Consider the following 20,729-nt stretch of genomic DNA (forward strand, 5'->3'; position numbering starts at 1 on the left):
TAAAAGTACAATTCAAGGTCGAATGTATTTTCGGCCTTGAATTTTAATGAATAGTAATAATAAATAAATTAATAATTATGTCTGGGTTAATAGGAAGAAAAATCGGTATGACCAGCATTTTCGATGAAAATGGAAAGAACATTCCATGTACAGTAATCGAAGCTGGGCCATGTATCGTTACCCAAGTCAGAACCGAAGAGGTCGACGGGTACAGTGCCCTTCAACTTGGTTTCGATGACAAGACAGAGAAAAGTGCTACAAAAGCTGAAATGGGTCACGCCAAAAAAGCTGGTACTTCTGTTAAATCAAAAGTCGCGGAATTTCAAGGATTTGAAGGAGATTACAAATTAGGAGATGCAATAACAGTGGAGCACTTTATCGAAGGTGAGTACGTTGATGTAGCTGGAACTTCTAAAGGAAAAGGATTCCAGGGTGTTGTAAAACGTCATGGATTTGCTGGTGTTGGTCAAGCAACACATGGACAGCATAACCGTTTAAGAGCTCCAGGTTCTATCGGTGCTGCGTCATATCCTGCGAGAGTTTTCAAAGGAATGAAAATGGCAGGTCGAATGGGTGGCGAGAGAGTATATGTTGAAAATTTAAGAGTCTACAAAGTAGTTGCTGAAAAGAACTTACTTGTGGTTAAAGGATGTGTTCCAGGACACAAAAACTCTTATGTAATTATTCAAAAATAATGAAAGTAGCAGTTTTAGATATAAACGGAAAAGACACAGGTAGAAAGGTAGACCTTTCTAAAGATGTGTTTGCTATTGAGCCTAATAATCATGCTGTTTACTTAGACGTGAAGCAATATCTTGCTAACCAACGTCAAGGAACGCACAAGGCAAAAGAAAGAGCAGAAATTTCAGGAAGTACACGTAAGATTAAAAAACAAAAGGGTACTGGTACAGCGAGAGCAGGTAGTATCAAATCTGGTGTTTTTAGAGGTGGTGGACGTATGTTCGGACCAAGACCAAGAAATTACAGTATTAAACTGAATAAAAACCTGAAACGTTTAGCGCGTAAATCAGCGTTAACTATGAAGGCTAATGATAAAGATATCGTTGTTTTGGAAGATTTCAATTTTGATGCGCCAAAGACGAAAAACTTTACAGCAGTATTGAAAGCACTAGATATACAAGACAAAAAATCTTTGTTTGTGTTGGGTGCGTCAAATAATAATGTATATTTGTCATCACGAAATTTTAAAGGCTCTGATGTGGTAATTAACTCAGAATTAAGTACTTATAAAATTTTAAACGCAAATAAATTAATTCTTTTAGAGAGTTCTTTAGAAGGAATTGAATCGAATTTAAGTAAATAAGAAGACAATGATCTTAATTAAACCTATCATCACTGAAAAAGCAACAACCAATAGTGAGTTGAATAACTGCTTTACATTTCAAGTGAACACCAAGGCGAACAAGGTAGAAATCAAAAAAGCAGTAGAAGCTGCTTATGGAGTCTCTGTTGAAAAAGTTCGTACTATAAATGTCCGTCCAGATCGTAGTACTAAGTTCACAAAAACTGGTATTCAACATGGTAAAACAAATGCTGTTAAAAAAGCAATTGTACAACTGGCGGAAGGTGAAGTAATTGATTTATACACTAACATGTAATTAGACAATAATGTCAGTAAGAAAATTAAAACCAATCACATCAGCTCAGCGATTTAGAGTAGTAAATGGATTCGATGCCATAACTACTGATAAGCCGGAAAAGAGTTTACTCGTTCCGAACAAAAGATCTGGTGGTAGAAACAATCGAGGAAAAATGACCATGCGCCAAATCGGTGGAGGTCATAAGAGAAAGTATCGTATTATTGATTTCAAACGTAATAAAACAGGAGTACCTGGTGAAGTTGCTTCAATCCAATACGATCCAAACAGAACAGCTTTTATCGCATTATTGAATTATCAAGATGGAGAAAAGCGTTACATTATTGCTCAGAATGGTTTACAAGTTGGGCAAAATGTAGTATCTGGAAAAGAAGGAATAGCGCCAGAAATTGGTAACGCTATGCCATTAAGTCAAATTCCATTAGGAACAATCATTTCATGTATTGAATTACGTCCTGGACAAGGAGCAGTAATGGCAAGAAGTGCTGGAGCATTTGCTCAGTTAATGGCAAGAGACGGTAAGTTCGCAACTGTGAAGTTGCCATCTGGAGAGACAAGACTGATACTTTCAGAATGTATGGCTACTATTGGAGTAATTTCTAACTCTGATCATCAATTAACGGTTTCTGGTAAAGCAGGTAGATCAAGGTGGTTAGGTAGAAGACCAAGAGTAAGACCAGTAGTAATGAATCCAGTTGATCACCCAATGGGAGGTGGTGAAGGTAAATCTTCAGGAGGTCACCCAAGATCAAGAAATGGTATTCCAGCGAAAGGTTATAGAACGCGTTCTAAGACTAAAGCGAGTAATAAATATATTGTAGAACGTAGAAAGAAATAATTGAGATAATATGGCACGTTCATTAAAAAAAGGACCTTACATCCATTATAAATTGAGTAAAAAAGTTGCTGAAAATGTAGCATCTAACAAAAAATCGGTAATCAAAACGTGGTCTAGAGCCTCTATGATTTCTCCAGATTTTGTTGGACAAACGATTGCAGTTCACAACGGACGTCAATTTGTACCAGTTTACGTAACAGAAAACATGGTAGGTCATAAGTTAGGAGAATTTTCACCAACACGATCCTTTAGAGGTCATGCAGGTGCGAAAAATAAAGGAAAAAAATAGTAAGCTATGGGAAGTCGTAAAAAACAAATGGCAGACGCTATTAAGGAAGGCAGAAAGAATATTGCATTTGCAAAATTGAATAACTGTCCTACTTCACCAAGAAAAATGCGATTAGTTGCAGACTTGGTAAGAGGTAAAGAGGCTGAAAAAGCATTACAAATCTTAAGATTTAGTTCTAAAGAAGCATCTCGTCGATTAGAGAAATTATTATTATCGGCGATTGCTAATTGGCAAGCTAAAAATGAAGATGCAGCTATTGAAGATGCAGATTTATTTGTTCAAGAGATTAGAGTTGATGGAGGATCGATGTTAAAAAGATTGCGTCCAGCACCTCAAGGTCGTGCTCACAGAATAAGAAAAAGATCTAATCACGTAACAGTTGTGATTGGAGCTAAAAATAACACACAAGCTTAAATAGAGATATGGGACAAAAGACAAATCCAATCGGAAATCGTTTAGGAATTATCAGAGGATGGGAATCTAACTGGTATGGTGGAAATGATTATGGTGATAAACTTGCTGAAGACGATAAAATCAGAAAGTATATCCATGCTCGTTTATCAAAAGCTAGTGTATCTAGGGTTATTATTGAGCGTACACTTAAACTTGTAACCGTTACTATCACTACTGCTAGACCTGGTATTATTATCGGAAAAGGTGGTCAAGAGGTAGACAAGTTAAAAGAAGAGCTTAAGAAAATTACTGGAAAAGAAGTTCAGTTAAATATCTTTGAAATTAAGAGACCTGAACTCGATGCGTTTTTAGTAGGATCAAGTGTTGCTCGTCAAATTGAGAATCGTATCTCTTATAGACGTGCAATCAAAATGGCAATTGCTGCTGCTATGCGTATGAATGCTGAAGGAATAAAAATTCAGATTAGTGGTCGTTTAAATGGTGCTGAAATGGCACGTAGCGAGCATTATAAAGAAGGACGTATTCCTCTGTCTACTTTTAGAGCCGATATTGACTATGCTTTAGTTGAAGCACATACTACTTATGGTAGATTAGGTGTTAAAGTATGGATTATGAAAGGTGAAGTTTACGGAAAAAGAGAACTTTCTCCATTAGTTGGCTTGTCTAAGAAACAAGGTGGTAAGTCTGGAGGACGCGGTCGGGACAACAAATCTCGTCGTAGAAAGTAATTTTTAAAGAAAAGTAATAATGTTACAACCGAAAAGAACAAAATTTCGTAAAGTCCAAAAAGGACGTATGAAAGGAAATACCGGAAGAGGTCACCTACTTTCTAATGGTATGTTTGGAATAAAATCTTTAGATTCTAATTTCTTGACATCTCGTCAAATCGAAGCTGCGCGTATTGCTGCAACTCGTTACATGAAGAGAGAAGGTCAATTGTGGATTAAAGTTTTCCCAGACAAACCAATTACTAAAAAGCCATTAGAAGTACGTATGGGTAAAGGTAAAGGTGCTGTAGAGTATTGGGTAGCCGTAGTAAAACCAGGTAGAATTTTATTTGAAGTTGGTGGAGTGCCAATGGATGTTGCAAAAGAAGCCTTGCGTTTAGCTGCACAGAAACTACCAGTAAAAACTAAGTTTTTAATTGCTCGAGATTACGAAGCATAATTGATTTGATATTATGAAACAATCAGAAATTAAAGAATTATCAGTAACTGAGTTACAGGAGAAACTTGGTGAAACTAAAAAGAGTTATGCAGACCTAAAAATGGCTCATGCAATCTCTCCATTAGATAACCCAATTCAGTTACGAAACGTGAGACGTTCAGTAGCAAGAATTGCAACAGAATTAACTAAAAGAGAAATACAATAATTGTATTCTGGCTGAAAGATGGAAAAAAGACACTTAAGAAAAGAGCGTATAGGAGTTGTTACTAGTAACAAAATGCAGAAATCAATTGTGGTTGCTGAAGTTAAAAAAGTAAAACATCCTATGTACGGAAAATTCGTTTTGAAAACAAAGAAATATGTTGCTCACGACGAAACAAATGACTGTAACATTGGTGATACGGTAAAGATCATGGAAACTAGACCTTTAAGTAAATCTAAATGTTGGAGATTAGTAGAAATAATTGAAAGAGCGAAGTAATTATGGTACAACAAGAATCAAGATTAAAAGTAGCTGATAACACTGGAGCTAAGGAAGTTTTAACTATCCGAGTTCTAGGTGGTACAAAAAGAAGATACGCTTCTATTGGAGATAAAATTGTTGTCTCAGTAAAAGATGCGACTCCTAATGGAAACATTAAAAAGGGAGCAGTATCAACAGCAGTAGTAGTTCGTACTAAAAAAGAAGTGAGACGTCCAGATGGATCTTATATAAGATTTGATGATAACGCTTGTGTGCTTTTAAATCCAACAGGAGAAATGAGAGGAACACGTGTATTTGGACCAGTAGCTAGAGAACTTCGTGATAGACAATTCATGAAAATTGTTTCATTAGCACCAGAAGTGCTTTAATGACTAATAAAATGACAAAGTTTAAAATTAAATCAGGAGATACAGTAAGAGTGATAGCTGGAGACCACAAAGGTACAGAAGGAAACGTTCTTAAGGTATTAAAGGATAAAAACAAAGCCATCGTAGAAGGCGTGAACATGGTTAAGAAACATACGAAACCAAGTGCACAAAGTCCTCAAGGTGGAATTGTAGAAAAAGAAGCACCAATCCATATGTCTAATTTATCATTGTTAACATCGAAAGGTGAAGCAACAAGAATAGGTTACAAAATGGAAGGTGACAAGAAAGTTAGGTTTTCAACAAAATCAAATGAAGTAATATAGTTATGGCTTATATTCCAAGATTAAAACAAGAGTACAAGGACAAAGTTGTTACTGCTCTTACAGAAGAATTCGGATATAAAAACGTAATGCAAGTTCCTAAACTTAAAAAGATAGTTATATCTAAAGGAGTTGGAGCTGCTGTTGCCGATAAGAAATTAATTGATCATGCAATTGATGAATTAACTATGATATCTGGTCAGAAAGCTGTGTCTACATTATCTAAAAAGGATGTTGCATCGTTCAAATTACGTAAAGGAATGCCTATTGGCGTTAGAGTAACGTTGAGAGGAGAGCATATGTATGAGTTTTTAGATCGTTTAGTAACTTCGGCATTACCAAGGGTTAGAGATTTTGGTGGTATCAAGGCGACAGGTTTTGATGGTAGAGGAAATTATAACCTAGGTGTTGTAGAACAAATTATCTTTCCGGAAATCAATATTGACAAGATCAACAAAATTTCTGGTATGGATATTACTTTCGTAACATCTGCTGATACAGATAAAGAAGCAAAATCGTTATTAACTGAATTAGGATTACCTTTTCAAAAGAACTAAGATATGGCTAAAGAATCAATGAAAGCCCGTGAGGTGAAAAGAGCAAAAACAGTAGCAAAGTATGCTGAAAAACGTAAGGCTTTAAAAGAAGCTGGAGATTATGAGGCATTACAAAAGTTACCAAAAAATGCTTCACCTGTTAGAATGCACAACAGATGTAAGTTAACAGGAAGACCAAAGGGATATATGAGAACTTTTGGTGTTTCGCGTGTTACATTTCGTGAAATGGCGAATCAGGGTTTAATCCCGGGTGTTAGAAAGGCATCTTGGTAATATACCTGCGCCTTGCGCGATTAACAAGAATTATAAATTGGTCTCAGGTTCGAGAGTCATCGAAAACCGTTACCGCAAATTAATATAAATGAATACAGATCCAATTGCTGATTACTTAACAAGAATCAGAAATGCAGTAAAAGCCAACCATAGAGTTGTTGAGATTCCTGCATCAAATTTAAAAAAGGAGATAACTAAAATTTTATTCGATCAAGGATATATTTTAAGTTACAAATTCGACGATTCTAGTGTACAAGGAACAATCAAGATTGCTTTGAAGTATAACAAAGAAACTAAAGAATCGGTCATCAAAAAGATACAAAGAATAAGTACACCAGGTTTACGAAAGTATGCCAGCTCTACTGAAATGCCAAGAATTCTTAACGGATTAGGTATTGCGATTGTTTCTACATCTCATGGTGTTATAACAGGAAAGCAAGCGCAAAGAGAAAATGTAGGTGGTGAATTATTGTGTTACGTTTACTAATTTAAAGCAGAAAGAACATGTCAAGAATAGGAAATAACCCAGTAGCCATTCCAGAAGGAGTGACGGTTGATGTTAAAGACAACGTAGTTACTGTAAAAGGTAAATTAGGAGAATTAACACAAAACTATGATACTGTTGAGATTAAAGTTGAAGACGGAAACGTACTTGTAACACGCTCATCAGACAACAAAGATCAAAAAGCTAAACACGGTTTATACAGATCCTTAATGCACAATATGATTGAAGGTGTATCTAAAGGATGGTCTAAAGAATTAGAGCTTGTTGGTGTAGGTTATAGAGCATCAAACCAAGGACAAAAATTAGATTTGGCCTTAGGATTCTCTCATAATATCGTGTTAAACGTAGCACCAGAAGTGAAAATTGAAACCATTTCAGAAAAAGGTAAAAACCCAATAATAAAATTGACGTCTCACGATAAACAATTAGTAGGACAAGTTGCTGCGAAAATTCGCGGTTTCAGAAGACCAGAACCGTACAAAGGAAAAGGTGTGAAGTTTGTTGGTGAAGAATTAAGAAGAAAAGCAGGTAAATCAGCTTAAAAAATTAGTTATGATATTAACAAAAAACGAAAAAAGACTAAGAATAAAAAGCAGAATACGTAAAGTTGTTTCTGGTACAGAAGCAAGACCACGTTTGGCTGTTTTTAGAAGTAATAAAGAAATCTATGCTCAAGTAGTAGATGATGTAACAGGGAAAACCTTGGCAGCAGCGTCTTCAAGAGATAAAGATGTTGCTTCAACTAAAGGATCTAAAACAGAAATAGCAGCCTTAGTTGGCAAAGCTGTAGCTGAGAGAGCAATCAAAGCAGGTATCAATACGATTTCTTTTGATAGAGGAGGATACCAATATCACGGAAGAGTAAAATCATTAGCTGAAGGCGCAAGAGAAGGCGGACTTAAATTCTAAGACACTATGTATCAAAAATATAAAAACGCAGAATTAGTAAAACCAAGTGGAATTGATCTTAAAGATCGTTTGGTTGGTGTGCAAAGAGTTACCAAAGTAACAAAAGGTGGTAGAGCTTTTGGTTTTTCAGCGATCGTAGTGGTTGGTGATGAAGCAGGAGTAGTAGGTCACGGTTTAGGAAAATCTAAAGACGTTGCTACTGCAATTTCAAAAGCAGTTGAAGACGCTAAGAAAAATTTAGTAAGGATTCCTATTATTAAAGGAACGTTACCTCACGAACAAAAAGGCAAATTTGGTGGTGCAAGAGTAAATATTATTCCTGCAGCTCCTGGTACTGGTGTAATTGCTGGTGGAGCTGTGAGAACAGTTTTGGAAGCAGTTGGTGTACATGACGTATTATCAAAATCTCAAGGGTCTTCTAATCCTCACAATGTTGTAAAAGCTACGTTTGATGCTTTACTTCAATTAAGAGATGCAAATGCAATTGCAAAGGATAGAGGGATTTCTCTTGGAAAAGTTTTTAACGGTTAATCAATAGGACGATGGCAAAGATTAAAGTAACAAAAGTAAAAAGCGCAATAAATCGTACGCAAACTCAAAAGAGAACATTAGAGGCTCTTGGGTTAAATAGAATTGGTCAAACCAAAGTGCATGATGCGTCTCCAAGTATACTTGGAATGGTAAGTAAAGTTTCACATTTAGTTTCTGTAGAAGAAACAAAATAATAAGATACAATGAACTTAAGTAATTTAAAACCAGCAAAAGGTTCTGTAAAGAGTCAAGGTAAAAGAGTAGGTCGAGGACAGGGTTCCGGAAAAGGTGGTACTGCAACACGTGGTCACAAAGGAGCAAAATCTCGGTCTGGTTACTCTAAGAAATTAGGTTTCGAAGGTGGTCAAATGCCACTTCAAAGACGAGTTCCTAAATTTGGATTTAAAAATATTAACCGCGTAGAATATCAAGGTGTAAACTTAGATAAGTTACAAGAGTTAGTAGATAACAAGAAAATAAAAGATGCAGTTGATTTTCAAACTTTAGTAGATCTAGGTTTGGCTGGAAAGAATGAATTAGTAAAAATTCTTGGTCGAGGCGAATTAAAATCAAAATTAACAGTAACTGCTCATAAATTTACTGCTTCAGCAAAAGCTGCAATTGAAGCTGCAGGTGGAGAAGCTGTAACTTTATAAGAACACTTTAGTATGAAATTTATAGAGACATTAAAAAATGTTTGGAAAATAACTGAGCTCAAAGACAGAATCATTTTAACACTTGGTCTGCTTTTGGTGTACCGTTTTGGTGCTCAAGTTGTTTTACCGGGTATTGATGCAAGTCAGTTAGGTGGTTTAGCCGATGGTACAAATGAAGGTATATTAGGAATTCTTAATATGTTTACAGGTGGGGCTTTCGCTAATGCGTCGGTATTTGCATTAGGTATTATGCCTTACATTTCAGCTTCAATTGTGGTGCAGTTGATGGGAATTGCGATTCCTTATCTGCAAAAACTACAAAAAGAAGGTGCTAGTGGACAAAAGAAGATTACTCAAATTACACGTTGGCTAACGATAATCATTTGTTTATTCCAAGCACCTGGGTATTTAGCAAGTTTACAACCAGCATTTGGTATTCCTTCTACGGCATTCTTATTAGGTACAGGTCCAACATTTTATATATCTTCAGTGATCATCTTGGTGACTGGGTGTATATTCGCAATGTGGTTAGGTGAAAAGATTACAGATAAAGGTATTGGTAATGGTATTTCATTATTAATTATGGTTGGTATTATTGCAACTTTACCACAGTCATTCATTCAAAATGCTGCATCTCGTTTAGACGGTGGTGGAAATGGTGGATTAATGATGATCTTAATCGAACTCGTTGTTTGGTTTGTAATCATTCTAGCATCAGTCATGTTGGTAATGGCAGTTAGAAAAATAGCCGTTCAATACGCAAGAAGGACAGCGTCAGGTGGTTATGAAAAAAACGTGTTTGGATCGAGACAATTTTTACCTCTAAAGCTAAATGCATCAGGAGTAATGCCAATTATCTTCGCACAAGCAATTATGTTCGTGCCTAGTTTAATTGGGAAGTCTTTTGGTTCATCAAGTGAAGTGGGACAGTGGATGCAAACACAGTTTAATGATCCTTTCGGATTATGGTACAACGTAGTGTTCGCATTATTAATTATCATCTTTACGTATTTCTATACGGCGATTACGGTTCCTACGAACAAAATGGCTGATGATTTAAAACGAAGTGGTGGTTTTATTCCAGGGATTCGTCCAGGAACTGAGACTTCAGAATATTTAGATAAAATAATGTCACAAATAACCTTACCAGGTTCTATTTTTTTAGCATTAATAGCTGTGTTCCCAGCAATTATTGTAAAGCTTATGGACGTGCAAGGTGGATGGGCATTATTCTTTGGTGGCACATCGCTACTAATTATGGTTGGAGTTGCAATAGACACCATGCAACAAGTGAATTCATATCTGTTGAATAAACATTATGATGGCTTGATGAAAACTGGTAAAAATAGAAAAGCGGTAGCTTAATTCAATACTATGGCAAAACAAGCAGCAATAGAACAAGACGGATCAATCATAGAAGCATTATCAAATGCGATGTTCCGAGTTGAACTAGAAAATGGTCATATCGTGACTGCACATATTTCGGGTAAAATGCGTATGCATTACATTAAATTGTTACCTGGAGATAAAGTTAAATTAGAAATGAGTCCTTACGATTTAACGAAGGCTCGCATAACTTATAGATACTAATACGATGAAGGTAAGAGCATCAATTAAAAAGAGAAGTGTTGACTGTAAATTAGTCCGCAGAAAAGGTAGACTTTACGTCATTAACAAAAAGAATCCTAGATTCAAACAAAGACAAGGGTAATTATGGCAAGAATTGCAGGTGTAGACATACCAAAACAGAAAAGAGGTGTAATCTCTTTAACTTATATCTACGGATTAGGTAGAAGTAGAGCACAAGAAATTTTAGCAACAGCTAAAGTAGACGAGAGCATCAAAGTAGAAGATTGGACTGATGAGCAAATTGGAGCAATCCGTGACGCTGTTGGAACTTATACTATTGAAGGTGAATTACGTTCTGAAACACAATTAAACATTAAGCGATTAATGGATATTGGATGTTACAGAGGAATTCGTCATAGAGCTGGACTTCCATTAAGAGGTCAAAGAACTAAAAACAACTCTAGAACGAGAAAAGGTAGAAGAAAAACGGTTGCTAACAAGAAAAAGGCAACTAAATAATAACATAGACATTAGTCATTAGTTTTAAACGTTAGAGGAATCTGTTCGAAATAGAAATGTTTAGGATTCTAACAACTGAAAACTGACAACTAGAAACTTAATAATATGGCAAAGTCAAGTACTAAAAAACGTAAGGTAATAGTAGATGCTGTTGGAGAAGCGCATATTGCAGCCTCTTTTAATAACATCATAATCTCTTTAACAAACAAAAAAGGAGACGTTATTTCATGGTCATCAGCTGGTAAAATGGGATTTAGAGGTTCTAAGAAGAACACACCCTACGCTGCTCAATTAGCTGCAGAAGATGCATCTGGAGTTGCAAAAGAAGCTGGTCTCAAAAAAGTGAAAGTATACGTAAAAGGTCCTGGTAACGGTAGAGAATCTGCAATTAGATCAATTCATAATGCAGGTATCGAAGTAACTGAAATTATCGATGTTACGCCATTACCACATAATGGATGTAGACCTCCAAAAAGAAGAAGAGTTTAATTTATACATAAAATTGAATTAATGTCAACTATATTATATAGTTGATATTGGTTTTTTATGTGTAAATTTGCAAACTGAAAAATAATTATTAACAAGTATCAACGAGAGATCAACGTTTATCGAAGGATAAGATTAAGACCTTAATTCATAAACACTCTCAAAACAAATTTAAAAATGGCAAGATATACTGGTCCTAAAACTAAAATAGCCCGAAAATTCGGTGAAGCTATTTTTGGAGATGATAAGGCTTTTGAAAAAAGAAATTATCCTCCAGGTCAACACGGTGGAAATAAGCGTCGTGGAAAAAAATCTGAATATGCTATCCAGTTAATGGAAAAGCAAAAAGCAAAATATACGTATGGTATATTAGAAAAGCAATTCAGAAACATGTTCAAAAAAGCAACTGCTGCTCAAGGTATTACAGGTGAAGTATTACTTCAACTTTGTGAGTCTCGTTTAGATAATGTCGTTTTTAGAATGGGATTGTCTCCATCTCGTAGTGGAGCAAGACAATTAGTGTCTCACAGACATATCACTGTTAATGGTGGTATTGCTAACATTCCTTCTTACCAATTAAAAGCTGGTGATGTTGTAGCTGTAAGAGAAAAATCAAAATCATTAGAGTCTATCGAAAATTCATTAGCTAATTCTAGCAATGTATACGAATGGATCACTTGGAATAATGACACAAAACAAGGAACTTATGTTTCTGTTCCAGAAAGAATCCAGATTCCAGAAAATATCAACGAACAATATATCGTTGAATTATACTCTAAATAATTAATTAATCATATTGCTATTTGGCCAAAGGATTTATTAGTGTTCTTCAAACTTATAAATCGCGCAACTAAGTAACAATTAAAACGAAGAAAAATATGGCAATATTAAATTTTCAGAAGCCCGACAAAGTAATCATGATTGATTCTACTGAGTTTGAAGGCAAATTTGAATTTAGACCTTTAGAACCAGGTTATGGATTAACGGTAGGTAATGCTTTACGAAGAGTATTATTATCGTCTTTAGAAGGTTTCGCAATTACATCAATTAGAATTGAAGGTGTAGACCACGAATTTTCTACAATTGCTGGTGTAGTTGAGGATGTAACAGAAATGATTTTAAACTTAAAGCAAGTTAACTTTAAGCGCCAAATTGATGAAGTGGACAACGAATCTGTTTCAATTTCTATCTCTGGACAAAATCAAATTACAGCTGGTGACTTCCAAAAGTTTATTTCTGGGTTTCAAGTTTTAAACAAAGACTTAGTGATTTGTAACTTAGATCCTAAAGTAAACATCAATATGGAGATTACTATTGAAAAAGGTAGAGGTTATGTTCCTGCTGAAGAAAATAAAAAGGCTTCTGCACCAATTGGAACTATCTTTACAGATTCAATTTACACGCCAATAAAAAATGTGAAGTATAGCATTGAAAACTTCCGTGTTGAACAAAAAACCGATTTTGAAAAATTAGTTTTTGAAATTATCACAGATGGCTCAATCGCACCTAAAGATGCCTTAACTGAAGCAGCCAAAATATTAATTCACCACTTTATGTTATTCTCTGATGAGCGTATCACTCTAGAGGCTGATGAAATTGCACAAACAGAAACTTATGATGAAGAATCACTTCACATGAGACAACTATTAAAAACTAAGTTAGTAGATATGGATCTTTCTGTACGTGCATTAAACTGTTTAAAAGCTGCGGAAGTAGACACTCTAGGAGACTTAGTATCTTTCAATAAGAATGACTTAATGAAGTTCCGTAACTTTGGTAAGAAGTCTCTAACAGAGCTTGAAGAGCTTGTAAACGTTAAAGGTCTTAACTTCGGAATGGACTTAGCAAAATATAAATTAGATAAAGATTAATACGTCATATTTTGCTCCTCAATAGTGAGTTGTAGCAAGATGATGATTAAAACAAAATGTCATGAGACACGGAAAGAAATTTAACCATTTAGGAAGACAAACTGCTCATAGAAAAGCGATGTTAGCTAATATGGCATGTTCGTTAATCGAGCACAAACGTATCAACACAACGGTTGCTAAAGCAAAAGCTTTAAAACAATTTGTAGAACCAATGCTTACCAAATCAAAGGTAGATACAACACACAATAGACGTATCGTTATGTCAAGATTAAGACAAAAAGATGCGGTTACTGAATTGTTTAGAGATGTTGCAGTGAAAATTGCTGATCGTCCTGGTGGTTATACAAGAATCATCAAATTAGGAAACAGACTTGGTGATAATGCAGATATGGCAATGATAGAGTTAGTAGATTACAATGAAATCTACAATGCTGGTAAGAAAGAGAAGAAAACAACACGTAGAAGCAGAAGAGGTGGTTCTAAAGCTACTACTCCTCCTGTAGAGACAACAGCAACTAACGAAGAAGAATAAATGTTAATAAGCATTTAATATATAAAGGATAATCTATTTTAGATTATCCTTTTTTTTATGCAATTTTGTAAAACTTTTTTTAGCAAATGAAATATAACAAACGTAATAAAGCCTTGATCCTCTTAGCCGATGGTACAATTTTTCATGGAAAATCAATCGGAAAAGAAGGGTCTGCATTTGGTGAAGTTTGTTTCAATACAGGAACAACAGGATACCAAGAAATCTTTACTGATCCTTCGTATTATGGGCAACTCATGGTGGCCACCAATGCACACATTGGAAACTATGGTACGAAATCTGACGAAGTTGAATCTGATTCAATTAAAATCTCAGGATTAATCTGTAAAAACTTTAGCTTTAATTATTCACGTCCAGCAGGTGATAAGTCTTTAGAAGAGTTCTTTGAAGACTATAATCTTTTAGCCATATCAGATGTCGATACTAGAGCACTAGTAAGTCATATTAGAGATCATGGTGCCATGAATGCAGTAATTTCAACCGATGTAGATAATATTGAAGGTCTTAAGAAACAACTCGCTGAAGTGCCAAGTATGGAAGGTCTTGAATTAGCATCTCAGGTGTCTACAAAAGAACCCTACTATTACGGTGATGAAAATGCAAAGTATAAAATCGCAGCTTTAGATATCGGTATCAAAAAGAACATTCTTCGCAATTTTGCGCAACGCGACGCTTATATTAAAGTGTTTCCATACAACTCAACTTTCGAAGATTTAGAAGCATTCAAACCAGATGGTTATTTCTTGTCTAATGGACCAGGAGATCCAGAGCCTTTAGTTGAGGCACAAGCTGTGGCTAAAGAGATTATCAAACGAGATTTACCATTATTCGGAATTTGTTTAGGTCATCAAGTTATTGCATTGGCAAACGGAATTTCAACCTATAAAATGCATAATGGACACCGAGGAATTAACCATCCTGTAAAAAATCTATTGACGACTAAAGGTGAGATTACCTCCCAAAATCATGGTTTTGCTATCAACAGAGAAGAAACGGAAGCACATCCAGATATAGATATTACACACGTGCATTTAAATGACCATACAGTAGCAGGAATCAAAATGAAAAACAAGAATTGCTTTTCGGTACAATATCATCCTGAAGCGAGTCCTGGACCTCATGACTCTGCCTATTTATTTGATGAATTTATCAAGAACATTCAAAAAAACTAATAACAAAAAAGCAATGATTTTTAATTTTCATTGCTTTTTTCCTTTTACGAAAACATTATCGTTGAGATATTATGCAATTCTACTTTGTTGACATAGAAATCGATTAACAATTTCGTAAATTTGAAATGTAAACAACAATAACTTAAACCAAACATAATGAGCATTATAATTAATATTCATGCAAGACAAATTTTAGATTCTAGAGGAAATCCAACCGTAGAGGTAGATGTCATGACTGAAAACGGCATTTTAGGAAGAGCAGCTGTACCTTCAGGAGCATCTACTGGAGAACATGAAGCTGTCGAACTGAGAGACGGTGGAAACGAGTATATGGGAAAAGGTGTTTCTAAAGCGGTGAATAACGTAAATGCAATAATTGCTCAAGAACTTTTAGGGGTTTCTGTATTTGAACAGAATATGATAGATCGATTAATGATCGAGATTGATGGCACTCCAAATAAATCTAGATTAGGTGCTAATGCCATTCTTGGTGTGTCTTTAGCAGTGGCAAAAGCAGCGGCTCATGAATTAAATATGCCATTATATCGATATGTAGGTGGTGTATCTGCAAACACCTTGCCTGTTCCTATGATGAACATCATTAATGGTGGATCGCATAGTGATGCGCCAATCGCATTTCAAGAGTTTATGGTGATGCCCGTAAAGGCCAAAAACTTTTCCCATGCTATGCAAATGGGAACTGAGATTTTCCATAATTTAAAAAAAGTATTGCACGATAGAGGTTTAAGCACTGCTGTAGGTGATGAAGGTGGGTTTGCACCTAATCTTGAGGGAGGAACTGAAGATGCCCTTGATACAATTGCTAAAGCAGTTTCTAATGCAGGTTATACTTTAGGAGATGACGTGATGATTGCTTTAGATTGTGCGGCTGCCGAATTCTATGTTGATGGTAAATATGACTACACCAAATTTGAAGGCGATTCTGGAGTCATTAGAACGAGTACAGAACAAGCAGATTATATTGCTGATTTAGCAAAAAAATACCCTATTATTTCTATTGAAGATGCGATGGATGAAAACGATTGGGAAGGATGGAAATACCTAACTGAGTTAATTGGTGATAAAGTACAATTAGTTGGTGACGATTTATTTGTAACCAATGTAGAGCGTTTATCTCGAGGAATTGAAAATGGGATCGCCAATTCTATTTTAATCAAAGTGAATCAGATAGGAACCTTAACCGAAACGATTTCCGCAGTAAATATGGCACATAATGCTGGATATACTTCTGTAATGTCACACCGTTCGGGCGAAACAGAAGATAATACCATAGCTGATTTAGCGGTGGCCTTAAATACTGGTCAGATTAAAACAGGGTCAGCATCACGTAGTGATCGTATGGCGAAATACAACCAGTTATTGCGTATCGAAGAAGAATTAGGAGATGTAGCTTACTTTCCGCAAATGAAAGCGTTTAAAGTAAAATAAATACTACGCCAAATGATAATACAAAACCTATCCGTTCATATCGGGTAGGTTTTTTTATTTAAAACGAATACAACAAGCCATTTGTCAATTCGAACTGTGTCTTTGGAATTGCAGAACTCACAGGAAAAGCATCATAGAAATAATTGAAGTTCGTTTTGAAAGCCAGATCTTTGTAGATGGTAAAAAGAATTGAAGTATTACTAGATAATCGATAATCACTAAAGGCTTCCAACTTAGGTTGATAATAGCTGGTGCTAATGATACTAATGGTTTCTGTTGGATAGAGACTAAACGATAGATAAGCGCTGGCTCGAACATCTTTTTGTGTTCTTTCCACAACTGCATTAGAGGCACGTTCATATTCGTACATCACCAAAGTGCCTAAATAAAATCTATAATTATCATTCTCACTAAGTTTAAATCGTGGACCAGTACCCAATAAGCCTCTAAAATCAATTTGTGATATGGCGTCATACTGTGCTTGAACAAAGGCTTCCCATTTAATTCGTTTTGAAACTTTCCTGTTGTATCTCAAGTGTTGTGTGCCTCTATTAACTAAGGAGCTGCCATCTATTTTCTGAAAGTTTAAATCATTTACAAAAAGCCACAAATTGGTAGAATCTTTATATTGTACGTGGGCTTTATTGGTTATTCTAAAAATATCATTCGTATTTTTAATTAGTGAGGCATCTAGACTCGCAGAACCTGTCCACTTTGATGAGTCTGATGCTTTACGCAATGATTCGACATTTATAACCTGTGAGAAAGCATTGCAACTCACTAAAATTAAAAGTAATTGGATGTATTTCATTTCTGTTAAAATTTCTACAGTAAAAATACAAGTTAATATCAAAAAGCCATAACATCCGCCTCGAATATATAATTATGATATTCTCGATTTAATTCTGTCTAGAGGAATCGATTTTATGAATATCGTAATTGTTAAAACCATTATAAATTGACTTCATAAATCCTTAGATATTTCGTAAATTTACCAGACTTAAAATAACGCAAAAAACTCAATATATATGTCAGATAAAGCTACACTAGAAATAAACGGGAAGAAGTACGAATTTCCATTAGTAGTAGGTTCAGAAAATGAAGTTGCTATTGATATTAAAACACTTCGTGGCGCTACCGGAGGTGTTACAACTATTGATCCAGGATATAAAAATACAGGATCTTGTGAAAGTGCTATTACCTTTTTAGATGGAGAAAAAGGTATTTTAAGATACCGAGGGTATTCTATTGAAGAACTGGCAGAAAAAGCAGACTTCTTAGAAGTGGCATATTTATTAATTTTTGGTGAATTACCTACGCAAGAAGAACTTGATCAATTCCATGCTGATATTAAATCGCATTCTGTGGTTGATGACGATATAAAGAAAATAATTGACGCCTTTCCAAAATCAGCACATCCAATGGGTGTCCTCTCGTCCCTAACAAGTGCTTTGACTGCTTTTAATCCGTCATCGGTTGATGTAGATTCTGAAGCGGAAATGTATAATGCTATTGTACGTATCTTAGGTAAGTTTCCTGTGCTCGTAGCTTGGACCATGCGTAAGAAACACGGATTGCCTCTAGATTATGGTGATGATAGTCTAGGTTATGTGGAGAATGTTCTAAAAATGATGTTTAAAAGCCCTAATAAGGAATACGAACAGAATCCAATCTTAATTAATGCCTTAGATAAATTACTTATCTTACATGCCGATCATGAGCAAAACTGTTCAACCTCTACAGTAAGAATTACAGGATCATCACACGCTGGGTTATTTGTGTCTTTATCTGCTGGAATTTCTGCACTTTGGGGACCATTGCATGGAGGCGCTAACCAAGCCGTTTTAGAAATGTTGGAAGCTATCAAGGAAGATGGTGGAGACACAAAGAAATACATGGCGAAAGCTAAAGATAAAAATGATCCGTTCCGTTTAATGGGATTTGGGCATCGCGTGTATAAGAATTTTGATCCAAGAGCAAAAATTATTAAAGTAGCTGCAGATGAGGTATTAGCAGATTTAGGGATTGAAGATCCTATTTTAGATATCGCTAAAGGTTTAGAAAAAGAAGCCTTGGAAGATCCGTACTTTGTAGATAGAAAATTATATCCAAATGTAGATTTCTACTCTGGTATTATTTACCGAGCCATGGGGATTCCCGTAGAAATGTTTACTGTAATGTTTGCATTAGGGCGTTTGCCAGGATGGATTGCACAATGGAAAGAAATGCGCATTAATAAAGAACCAATAGGTCGTCCGCGACAATTATATGTTGGTGAAACTTACAGAGCATTTAAACCTGTTGAAAAAAGATAGGCTAGTTTGCTAGTCAGAAAAAGCTTCATAGCGTCCTATGGAGCTTTTTTATATTAAAAACCTATGAAACTAAACATTCAAAACGAAACAGCTCGCCTTCGTGCCGTCATTTTAGGAACAGCCGAAAGTAATGGTCCGACACCTGCATTGGAAGAAGCCTATGATCCAAAATCTATGGAACATATCAAAGCAGGTACTTACCCTAAAGAAGCCGATATGATCGAAGAGATGAAAGCTGTTGCTAATGTTTTGAAAAAATATGATGTTAAGGTTTATCGTCCAGAAGTCATCGAAGACTACAACCAGATTTTTGCTCGTGATATTTCCTTTGTGATTGAAGACAAGATTATTATTGCTAATATATTACCAGATCGAAAGCGAGAAGTAGAAGCAACAGAGTATGTATGGAAAAACGTGGCTAAAGAAAACCGTATCATTTTACCAGACGAGTGTCATGTAGAAGGCGGAGACGTTATGCTATGGAATGACTACATTTTTATAGGTACTTATTCAGGAGAGGACTATTCAGATTATATTACAGCACGAACCAATATGGATGCGGTGATTGCTATTCAAGAATTGTTTCCACACAAAATCGTTAAGGCTTTTGAATTACGTAAATCCAATACAGATCCACGCGAGAATGCCTTGCATTTAGATTGTTGTTTTCAACCCATTGGTAAAGATAAAGCCATTCTTCACAAAAATGGATTTTTAGTAGAAAGCGAATATCAGTGGCTGTTAGATTTCTTTGGAAAGGAAAACGTCTTTGAAATCACTAAAGATGAAATGTATCAAATGTATAGCAACGTGTTTTCAATTTCCGAAGAGGTCATCATTTCTGAGCGCAATTTTAAACGTCTAAACAATTGGTTACGCGAGCAAGGATTCACCGTAGAAGAGGTGCCATATGCCGAAATAGCGAAGCAAGAAGGTTTGCTGCGTTGCTCAACAATGCCACTAATTAGAGACTAAAACATTCTAGAGCATCAACGCTGTCCTTTTTTAAAGCCATAGGTGTTTTGACCTATAAAATCTTTAGGAAACTTATCATCTCCTTTAAATCCAATCTCTATGGTTCCACTGTCTTCAGGAATGTAATTCGTTTTAAAGATATAATCCCAAAGGCTTAAACTTATCCCATAATTCACCCCATGTTTTCCTTCAGGCAATACATAAGCATGGTGGTATAAATGCATTACCGGATTATTGAAAATATACTTTAATGGTCCCCAAGTAATTTTAATATTAGCATGGTTCAAATGACCAATAGCAATGGTTATAAAGTGAACGATAAAGGCTTGTCCTGGCTCAAAACCACCAATTATCATAACGCCAAAAGTCTTAAGAGGTTTATAAAATATGTTCTCCATCCAGTGGTATCTTAAATGCGCAGCAAATCCCATTTCCTTGACACTATGGTGTACTTTATGAAACTTCCAAAGAAAACCATATCTATGCAATAAGACATGCGTAAACCACTGTACAAAATCAAGTATAATAAAGAATACGAACAACTGTAAAGCAGGTGCCCATTGTGAGATGTCAAAAAGTGCTAGACTTTTAGCAGTAACATTAATTTCGCCAAAAAGCAATCCTATAATCTCGTAAACACCACTAATTACGATGGAGAACATGAAGAAATTAAAGAACATATAAAAGGCGTCTAGCCAAAAGTCACGTCTAAATATCGATTGATCCTTTCGCCACGGAAAGGCGATTTCTAAAAGCCATACAAAAAGTGAAATGGCTATAAGTCCCCAAAAATAATTGGTGTACCATGGCACTTCAAAAATGATAGATTTCCATGTCCAATCTAATGTGCCTTGAAAGGCATTAATAAATGCGTCTAAATACTTTTCCATCTT

34 protein-coding genes are annotated in these 20,729 nt (G+C 35.5%); 32 read left to right on the plus strand and 2 right to left on the minus strand.

Going from position 1 to position 20,729, the window contains the following annotated elements; all coding sequences use genetic code 11:
* Positions 1–77: 77 nt before the first annotated feature.
* From rplC to eno, 30 genes are all read left to right on the plus strand, one after another.
* Positions 78–695: a 50S ribosomal protein L3 gene (rplC, locus tag BLT57_RS06475; protein ID WP_091423860.1), complete on the plus strand. Its 618-nt coding sequence runs from the start codon at positions 78–80 to the stop codon at positions 693–695.
* Positions 695–1,324 carry a 50S ribosomal protein L4 gene (rplD, locus tag BLT57_RS06480; protein WP_091423863.1) on the plus strand — a complete coding sequence of 210 codons (630 nt, stop codon included), beginning with the start codon at positions 695–697 and terminating at the stop codon, positions 1,322–1,324. The genes rplC and rplD overlap by 1 nt, the downstream gene beginning before the upstream one ends.
* Before the next feature lie 7 nt (positions 1,325–1,331).
* On the plus strand, positions 1,332–1,619 hold the full coding sequence (gene rplW / locus BLT57_RS06485) for a 50S ribosomal protein L23 (protein ID WP_091423866.1): 288 nt from the start codon (positions 1,332–1,334) through the stop codon (positions 1,617–1,619).
* Between the two features lie 10 nt (positions 1,620–1,629).
* Positions 1,630–2,457, plus strand: coding sequence for a 50S ribosomal protein L2 (gene rplB / locus BLT57_RS06490; RefSeq protein ID WP_091423868.1), 828 nt, complete (start codon positions 1,630–1,632; stop codon positions 2,455–2,457).
* A 10-nt stretch (positions 2,458–2,467) separates the two neighbouring features.
* On the plus strand, positions 2,468–2,746 hold the full coding sequence (rpsS, locus tag BLT57_RS06495) for a 30S ribosomal protein S19 (RefSeq protein ID WP_091423871.1): 279 nt from the start codon (positions 2,468–2,470) through the stop codon (positions 2,744–2,746).
* Between the two features lie 6 nt (positions 2,747–2,752).
* The gene (rplV, locus tag BLT57_RS06500; protein ID WP_091423874.1) at positions 2,753–3,160 is read left to right on the plus strand and encodes a 50S ribosomal protein L22; all 408 of its coding nucleotides are present in this window, start codon (positions 2,753–2,755) and stop codon (positions 3,158–3,160) included.
* 8 nt (positions 3,161–3,168) lie between these two features.
* Positions 3,169–3,888 carry a 30S ribosomal protein S3 gene (rpsC, locus tag BLT57_RS06505; RefSeq protein WP_091423876.1) on the plus strand — a complete coding sequence of 240 codons (720 nt, stop codon included), beginning with the start codon at positions 3,169–3,171 and terminating at the stop codon, positions 3,886–3,888.
* A gap of 19 nt (positions 3,889–3,907) precedes the next feature.
* Positions 3,908–4,327 (plus strand): 50S ribosomal protein L16, encoded by a 420-nt coding sequence (rplP, locus tag BLT57_RS06510; RefSeq protein ID WP_091423878.1) that lies wholly within the window; start codon positions 3,908–3,910, stop codon positions 4,325–4,327.
* Between the two features lie 13 nt (positions 4,328–4,340).
* On the plus strand, positions 4,341–4,532 hold the full coding sequence (gene rpmC / locus BLT57_RS06515) for a 50S ribosomal protein L29 (protein WP_091423880.1): 192 nt from the start codon (positions 4,341–4,343) through the stop codon (positions 4,530–4,532).
* An 18-nt stretch (positions 4,533–4,550) separates the two neighbouring features.
* The gene (gene rpsQ / locus BLT57_RS06520; protein ID WP_028871111.1) at positions 4,551–4,808 is read left to right on the plus strand and encodes a 30S ribosomal protein S17; all 258 of its coding nucleotides are present in this window, start codon (positions 4,551–4,553) and stop codon (positions 4,806–4,808) included.
* A 2-nt stretch (positions 4,809–4,810) separates the two neighbouring features.
* Positions 4,811–5,179, plus strand: a complete 369-nt coding sequence (rplN, locus tag BLT57_RS06525; RefSeq protein WP_028871112.1) for a 50S ribosomal protein L14 — start codon at positions 4,811–4,813, stop codon at positions 5,177–5,179.
* A gap of 11 nt (positions 5,180–5,190) precedes the next feature.
* Positions 5,191–5,502, plus strand: a complete 312-nt coding sequence (rplX, locus tag BLT57_RS06530) for a 50S ribosomal protein L24 (RefSeq protein WP_091426691.1) — start codon at positions 5,191–5,193, stop codon at positions 5,500–5,502.
* A gap of 2 nt (positions 5,503–5,504) precedes the next feature.
* Positions 5,505–6,056, plus strand: a complete 552-nt coding sequence (rplE, locus tag BLT57_RS06535; protein ID WP_091423882.1) for a 50S ribosomal protein L5 — start codon at positions 5,505–5,507, stop codon at positions 6,054–6,056.
* Between the two features lie 3 nt (positions 6,057–6,059).
* Positions 6,060–6,329 (plus strand): 30S ribosomal protein S14, encoded by a 270-nt coding sequence (rpsN, locus tag BLT57_RS06540; protein WP_033960808.1) that lies wholly within the window; start codon positions 6,060–6,062, stop codon positions 6,327–6,329.
* Between the two features lie 88 nt (positions 6,330–6,417).
* Positions 6,418–6,816, plus strand: coding sequence for a 30S ribosomal protein S8 (gene rpsH, locus BLT57_RS06545; RefSeq protein ID WP_091423885.1), 399 nt, complete (start codon positions 6,418–6,420; stop codon positions 6,814–6,816).
* Between the two features lie 17 nt (positions 6,817–6,833).
* Positions 6,834–7,376 (plus strand): 50S ribosomal protein L6, encoded by a 543-nt coding sequence (gene rplF / locus BLT57_RS06550; protein WP_091423888.1) that lies wholly within the window; start codon positions 6,834–6,836, stop codon positions 7,374–7,376.
* Positions 7,377–7,386: 10 nt separating this feature from the next.
* Complete coding sequence (gene rplR, locus BLT57_RS06555; protein WP_091423890.1) at positions 7,387–7,743, plus strand: 50S ribosomal protein L18; 357 nt, start codon at positions 7,387–7,389, stop codon at positions 7,741–7,743.
* Positions 7,744–7,749: 6 nt separating this feature from the next.
* The gene (gene rpsE, locus BLT57_RS06560) at positions 7,750–8,274 is read left to right on the plus strand and encodes a 30S ribosomal protein S5 (RefSeq protein WP_091423893.1); all 525 of its coding nucleotides are present in this window, start codon (positions 7,750–7,752) and stop codon (positions 8,272–8,274) included.
* 11 nt (positions 8,275–8,285) lie between these two features.
* Positions 8,286–8,468, plus strand: coding sequence for a 50S ribosomal protein L30 (gene rpmD / locus BLT57_RS06565; RefSeq protein ID WP_091423896.1), 183 nt, complete (start codon positions 8,286–8,288; stop codon positions 8,466–8,468).
* A 9-nt stretch (positions 8,469–8,477) separates the two neighbouring features.
* Positions 8,478–8,930: a 50S ribosomal protein L15 gene (gene rplO / locus BLT57_RS06570; RefSeq protein ID WP_091423899.1), complete on the plus strand. Its 453-nt coding sequence runs from the start codon at positions 8,478–8,480 to the stop codon at positions 8,928–8,930.
* 12 nt (positions 8,931–8,942) lie between these two features.
* Positions 8,943–10,295 carry a preprotein translocase subunit SecY gene (gene secY, locus BLT57_RS06575; RefSeq protein WP_091423901.1) on the plus strand — a complete coding sequence of 451 codons (1,353 nt, stop codon included), beginning with the start codon at positions 8,943–8,945 and terminating at the stop codon, positions 10,293–10,295.
* 9 nt (positions 10,296–10,304) lie between these two features.
* A complete protein-coding gene (gene infA, locus BLT57_RS06580) occupies positions 10,305–10,520 on the plus strand; it encodes a translation initiation factor IF-1 (protein ID WP_026753784.1) in 216 nt (71 codons plus the stop codon).
* 4 nt (positions 10,521–10,524) lie between these two features.
* Entirely contained in the window at positions 10,525–10,641 is a 117-nt protein-coding gene (gene ykgO, locus BLT57_RS06585) for a type B 50S ribosomal protein L36 (RefSeq protein WP_091423903.1), read from the plus strand.
* A 2-nt stretch (positions 10,642–10,643) separates the two neighbouring features.
* Entirely contained in the window at positions 10,644–11,018 is a 375-nt protein-coding gene (rpsM, locus tag BLT57_RS06590; RefSeq protein WP_091423906.1) for a 30S ribosomal protein S13, read from the plus strand.
* 105 nt (positions 11,019–11,123) lie between these two features.
* On the plus strand, positions 11,124–11,507 hold the full coding sequence (rpsK, locus tag BLT57_RS06595) for a 30S ribosomal protein S11 (RefSeq protein WP_091423910.1): 384 nt from the start codon (positions 11,124–11,126) through the stop codon (positions 11,505–11,507).
* Positions 11,508–11,681: 174 nt separating this feature from the next.
* Positions 11,682–12,287 carry a 30S ribosomal protein S4 gene (gene rpsD, locus BLT57_RS06600; protein ID WP_091423914.1) on the plus strand — a complete coding sequence of 202 codons (606 nt, stop codon included), beginning with the start codon at positions 11,682–11,684 and terminating at the stop codon, positions 12,285–12,287.
* Positions 12,288–12,382: 95 nt separating this feature from the next.
* On the plus strand, positions 12,383–13,375 hold the full coding sequence (locus BLT57_RS06605) for a DNA-directed RNA polymerase subunit alpha (protein ID WP_091423918.1): 993 nt from the start codon (positions 12,383–12,385) through the stop codon (positions 13,373–13,375).
* A gap of 61 nt (positions 13,376–13,436) precedes the next feature.
* The gene (rplQ, locus tag BLT57_RS06610) at positions 13,437–13,907 is read left to right on the plus strand and encodes a 50S ribosomal protein L17 (RefSeq protein WP_091423921.1); all 471 of its coding nucleotides are present in this window, start codon (positions 13,437–13,439) and stop codon (positions 13,905–13,907) included.
* Between the two features lie 86 nt (positions 13,908–13,993).
* Positions 13,994–15,097: a glutamine-hydrolyzing carbamoyl-phosphate synthase small subunit gene (gene carA / locus BLT57_RS06615; RefSeq protein WP_091423923.1), complete on the plus strand. Its 1,104-nt coding sequence runs from the start codon at positions 13,994–13,996 to the stop codon at positions 15,095–15,097.
* 156 nt (positions 15,098–15,253) lie between these two features.
* A complete protein-coding gene (eno, locus tag BLT57_RS06620) occupies positions 15,254–16,546 on the plus strand; it encodes a phosphopyruvate hydratase (protein WP_091423926.1) in 1,293 nt (430 codons plus the stop codon).
* A 58-nt stretch (positions 16,547–16,604) separates the two neighbouring features.
* On the opposite strand, the gene BLT57_RS06625 is transcribed toward eno, so the two are convergent.
* Positions 16,605–17,357 carry a DUF481 domain-containing protein gene (locus tag BLT57_RS06625; RefSeq protein WP_091423928.1) on the minus strand — a complete coding sequence of 251 codons (753 nt, stop codon included), beginning with the start codon at positions 17,355–17,357 and terminating at the stop codon, positions 16,605–16,607.
* A gap of 217 nt (positions 17,358–17,574) precedes the next feature.
* On the opposite strand from BLT57_RS06625, the gene BLT57_RS06630 reads away from it, so the two are divergent.
* Positions 17,575–18,861, plus strand: a complete 1,287-nt coding sequence (locus tag BLT57_RS06630; protein WP_091423930.1) for a citrate synthase — start codon at positions 17,575–17,577, stop codon at positions 18,859–18,861.
* A gap of 63 nt (positions 18,862–18,924) precedes the next feature.
* Positions 18,925–19,836 (plus strand): dimethylarginine dimethylaminohydrolase family protein, encoded by a 912-nt coding sequence (locus tag BLT57_RS06635; RefSeq protein ID WP_091423933.1) that lies wholly within the window; start codon positions 18,925–18,927, stop codon positions 19,834–19,836.
* A 14-nt stretch (positions 19,837–19,850) separates the two neighbouring features.
* Here the strand turns inward: BLT57_RS06635 and BLT57_RS06640 are convergent, their stop codons facing one another.
* Positions 19,851–20,726, minus strand: coding sequence for a sterol desaturase family protein (locus BLT57_RS06640; protein WP_091423936.1), 876 nt, complete (start codon positions 20,724–20,726; stop codon positions 19,851–19,853).
* Positions 20,727–20,729 lie beyond the last annotated feature (3 nt).

Source organism: Formosa sp. Hel1_31_208, from assembly GCF_900104785.1.
GTDB lineage: Bacteria > Bacteroidota > Bacteroidia > Flavobacteriales > Flavobacteriaceae > Psychroserpens.

Coding starts and splice junctions, on each gene's coding strand:
- rpsM (WP_091423906.1), top strand. CDS start 10,644: ATGGCAAGAATTGCAGGTGTAGACATACCAAAACAGAAAAGAGGTGTA.
- rplR (WP_091423890.1), top strand. CDS start 7,387: ATGATATTAACAAAAAACGAAAAAAGACTAAGAATAAAAAGCAGAATA.
- rplN (WP_028871112.1), top strand. CDS start 4,811: ATGGTACAACAAGAATCAAGATTAAAAGTAGCTGATAACACTGGAGCT.
- rpsC (WP_091423876.1), top strand. CDS start 3,169: ATGGGACAAAAGACAAATCCAATCGGAAATCGTTTAGGAATTATCAGA.
- rpmC (WP_091423880.1), top strand. CDS start 4,341: ATGAAACAATCAGAAATTAAAGAATTATCAGTAACTGAGTTACAGGAG.
- rplP (WP_091423878.1), top strand. CDS start 3,908: ATGTTACAACCGAAAAGAACAAAATTTCGTAAAGTCCAAAAAGGACGT.
- eno (WP_091423926.1), top strand. CDS start 15,254: ATGAGCATTATAATTAATATTCATGCAAGACAAATTTTAGATTCTAGA.
- rplC (WP_091423860.1), top strand. CDS start 78: ATGTCTGGGTTAATAGGAAGAAAAATCGGTATGACCAGCATTTTCGAT.
- secY (WP_091423901.1), top strand. CDS start 8,943: ATGAAATTTATAGAGACATTAAAAAATGTTTGGAAAATAACTGAGCTC.
- rplX (WP_091426691.1), top strand. CDS start 5,191: ATGACAAAGTTTAAAATTAAATCAGGAGATACAGTAAGAGTGATAGCT.
- rplD (WP_091423863.1), top strand. CDS start 695: ATGAAAGTAGCAGTTTTAGATATAAACGGAAAAGACACAGGTAGAAAG.
- rplO (WP_091423899.1), top strand. CDS start 8,478: ATGAACTTAAGTAATTTAAAACCAGCAAAAGGTTCTGTAAAGAGTCAA.
- rplW (WP_091423866.1), top strand. CDS start 1,332: ATGATCTTAATTAAACCTATCATCACTGAAAAAGCAACAACCAATAGT.
- BLT57_RS06635 (WP_091423933.1), top strand. CDS start 18,925: ATGAAACTAAACATTCAAAACGAAACAGCTCGCCTTCGTGCCGTCATT.
- rpsS (WP_091423871.1), top strand. CDS start 2,468: ATGGCACGTTCATTAAAAAAAGGACCTTACATCCATTATAAATTGAGT.
- BLT57_RS06625 (WP_091423928.1), bottom strand. CDS start 17,357: ATGAAATACATCCAATTACTTTTAATTTTAGTGAGTTGCAATGCTTTC.
- rplF (WP_091423888.1), top strand. CDS start 6,834: ATGTCAAGAATAGGAAATAACCCAGTAGCCATTCCAGAAGGAGTGACG.
- rpsE (WP_091423893.1), top strand. CDS start 7,750: ATGTATCAAAAATATAAAAACGCAGAATTAGTAAAACCAAGTGGAATT.
- rpsD (WP_091423914.1), top strand. CDS start 11,682: ATGGCAAGATATACTGGTCCTAAAACTAAAATAGCCCGAAAATTCGGT.
- rpsN (WP_033960808.1), top strand. CDS start 6,060: ATGGCTAAAGAATCAATGAAAGCCCGTGAGGTGAAAAGAGCAAAAACA.
- BLT57_RS06640 (WP_091423936.1), bottom strand. CDS start 20,726: ATGGAAAAGTATTTAGACGCATTTATTAATGCCTTTCAAGGCACATTA.
- rpmD (WP_091423896.1), top strand. CDS start 8,286: ATGGCAAAGATTAAAGTAACAAAAGTAAAAAGCGCAATAAATCGTACG.
- carA (WP_091423923.1), top strand. CDS start 13,994: ATGAAATATAACAAACGTAATAAAGCCTTGATCCTCTTAGCCGATGGT.
- rpsK (WP_091423910.1), top strand. CDS start 11,124: ATGGCAAAGTCAAGTACTAAAAAACGTAAGGTAATAGTAGATGCTGTT.
- BLT57_RS06605 (WP_091423918.1), top strand. CDS start 12,383: ATGGCAATATTAAATTTTCAGAAGCCCGACAAAGTAATCATGATTGAT.
- rplE (WP_091423882.1), top strand. CDS start 5,505: ATGGCTTATATTCCAAGATTAAAACAAGAGTACAAGGACAAAGTTGTT.
- rplV (WP_091423874.1), top strand. CDS start 2,753: ATGGGAAGTCGTAAAAAACAAATGGCAGACGCTATTAAGGAAGGCAGA.
- rpsH (WP_091423885.1), top strand. CDS start 6,418: ATGAATACAGATCCAATTGCTGATTACTTAACAAGAATCAGAAATGCA.
- rplB (WP_091423868.1), top strand. CDS start 1,630: ATGTCAGTAAGAAAATTAAAACCAATCACATCAGCTCAGCGATTTAGA.
- BLT57_RS06630 (WP_091423930.1), top strand. CDS start 17,575: ATGTCAGATAAAGCTACACTAGAAATAAACGGGAAGAAGTACGAATTT.
- rpsQ (WP_028871111.1), top strand. CDS start 4,551: ATGGAAAAAAGACACTTAAGAAAAGAGCGTATAGGAGTTGTTACTAGT.
- ykgO (WP_091423903.1), top strand. CDS start 10,525: ATGAAGGTAAGAGCATCAATTAAAAAGAGAAGTGTTGACTGTAAATTA.
- infA (WP_026753784.1), top strand. CDS start 10,305: ATGGCAAAACAAGCAGCAATAGAACAAGACGGATCAATCATAGAAGCA.
- rplQ (WP_091423921.1), top strand. CDS start 13,437: ATGAGACACGGAAAGAAATTTAACCATTTAGGAAGACAAACTGCTCAT.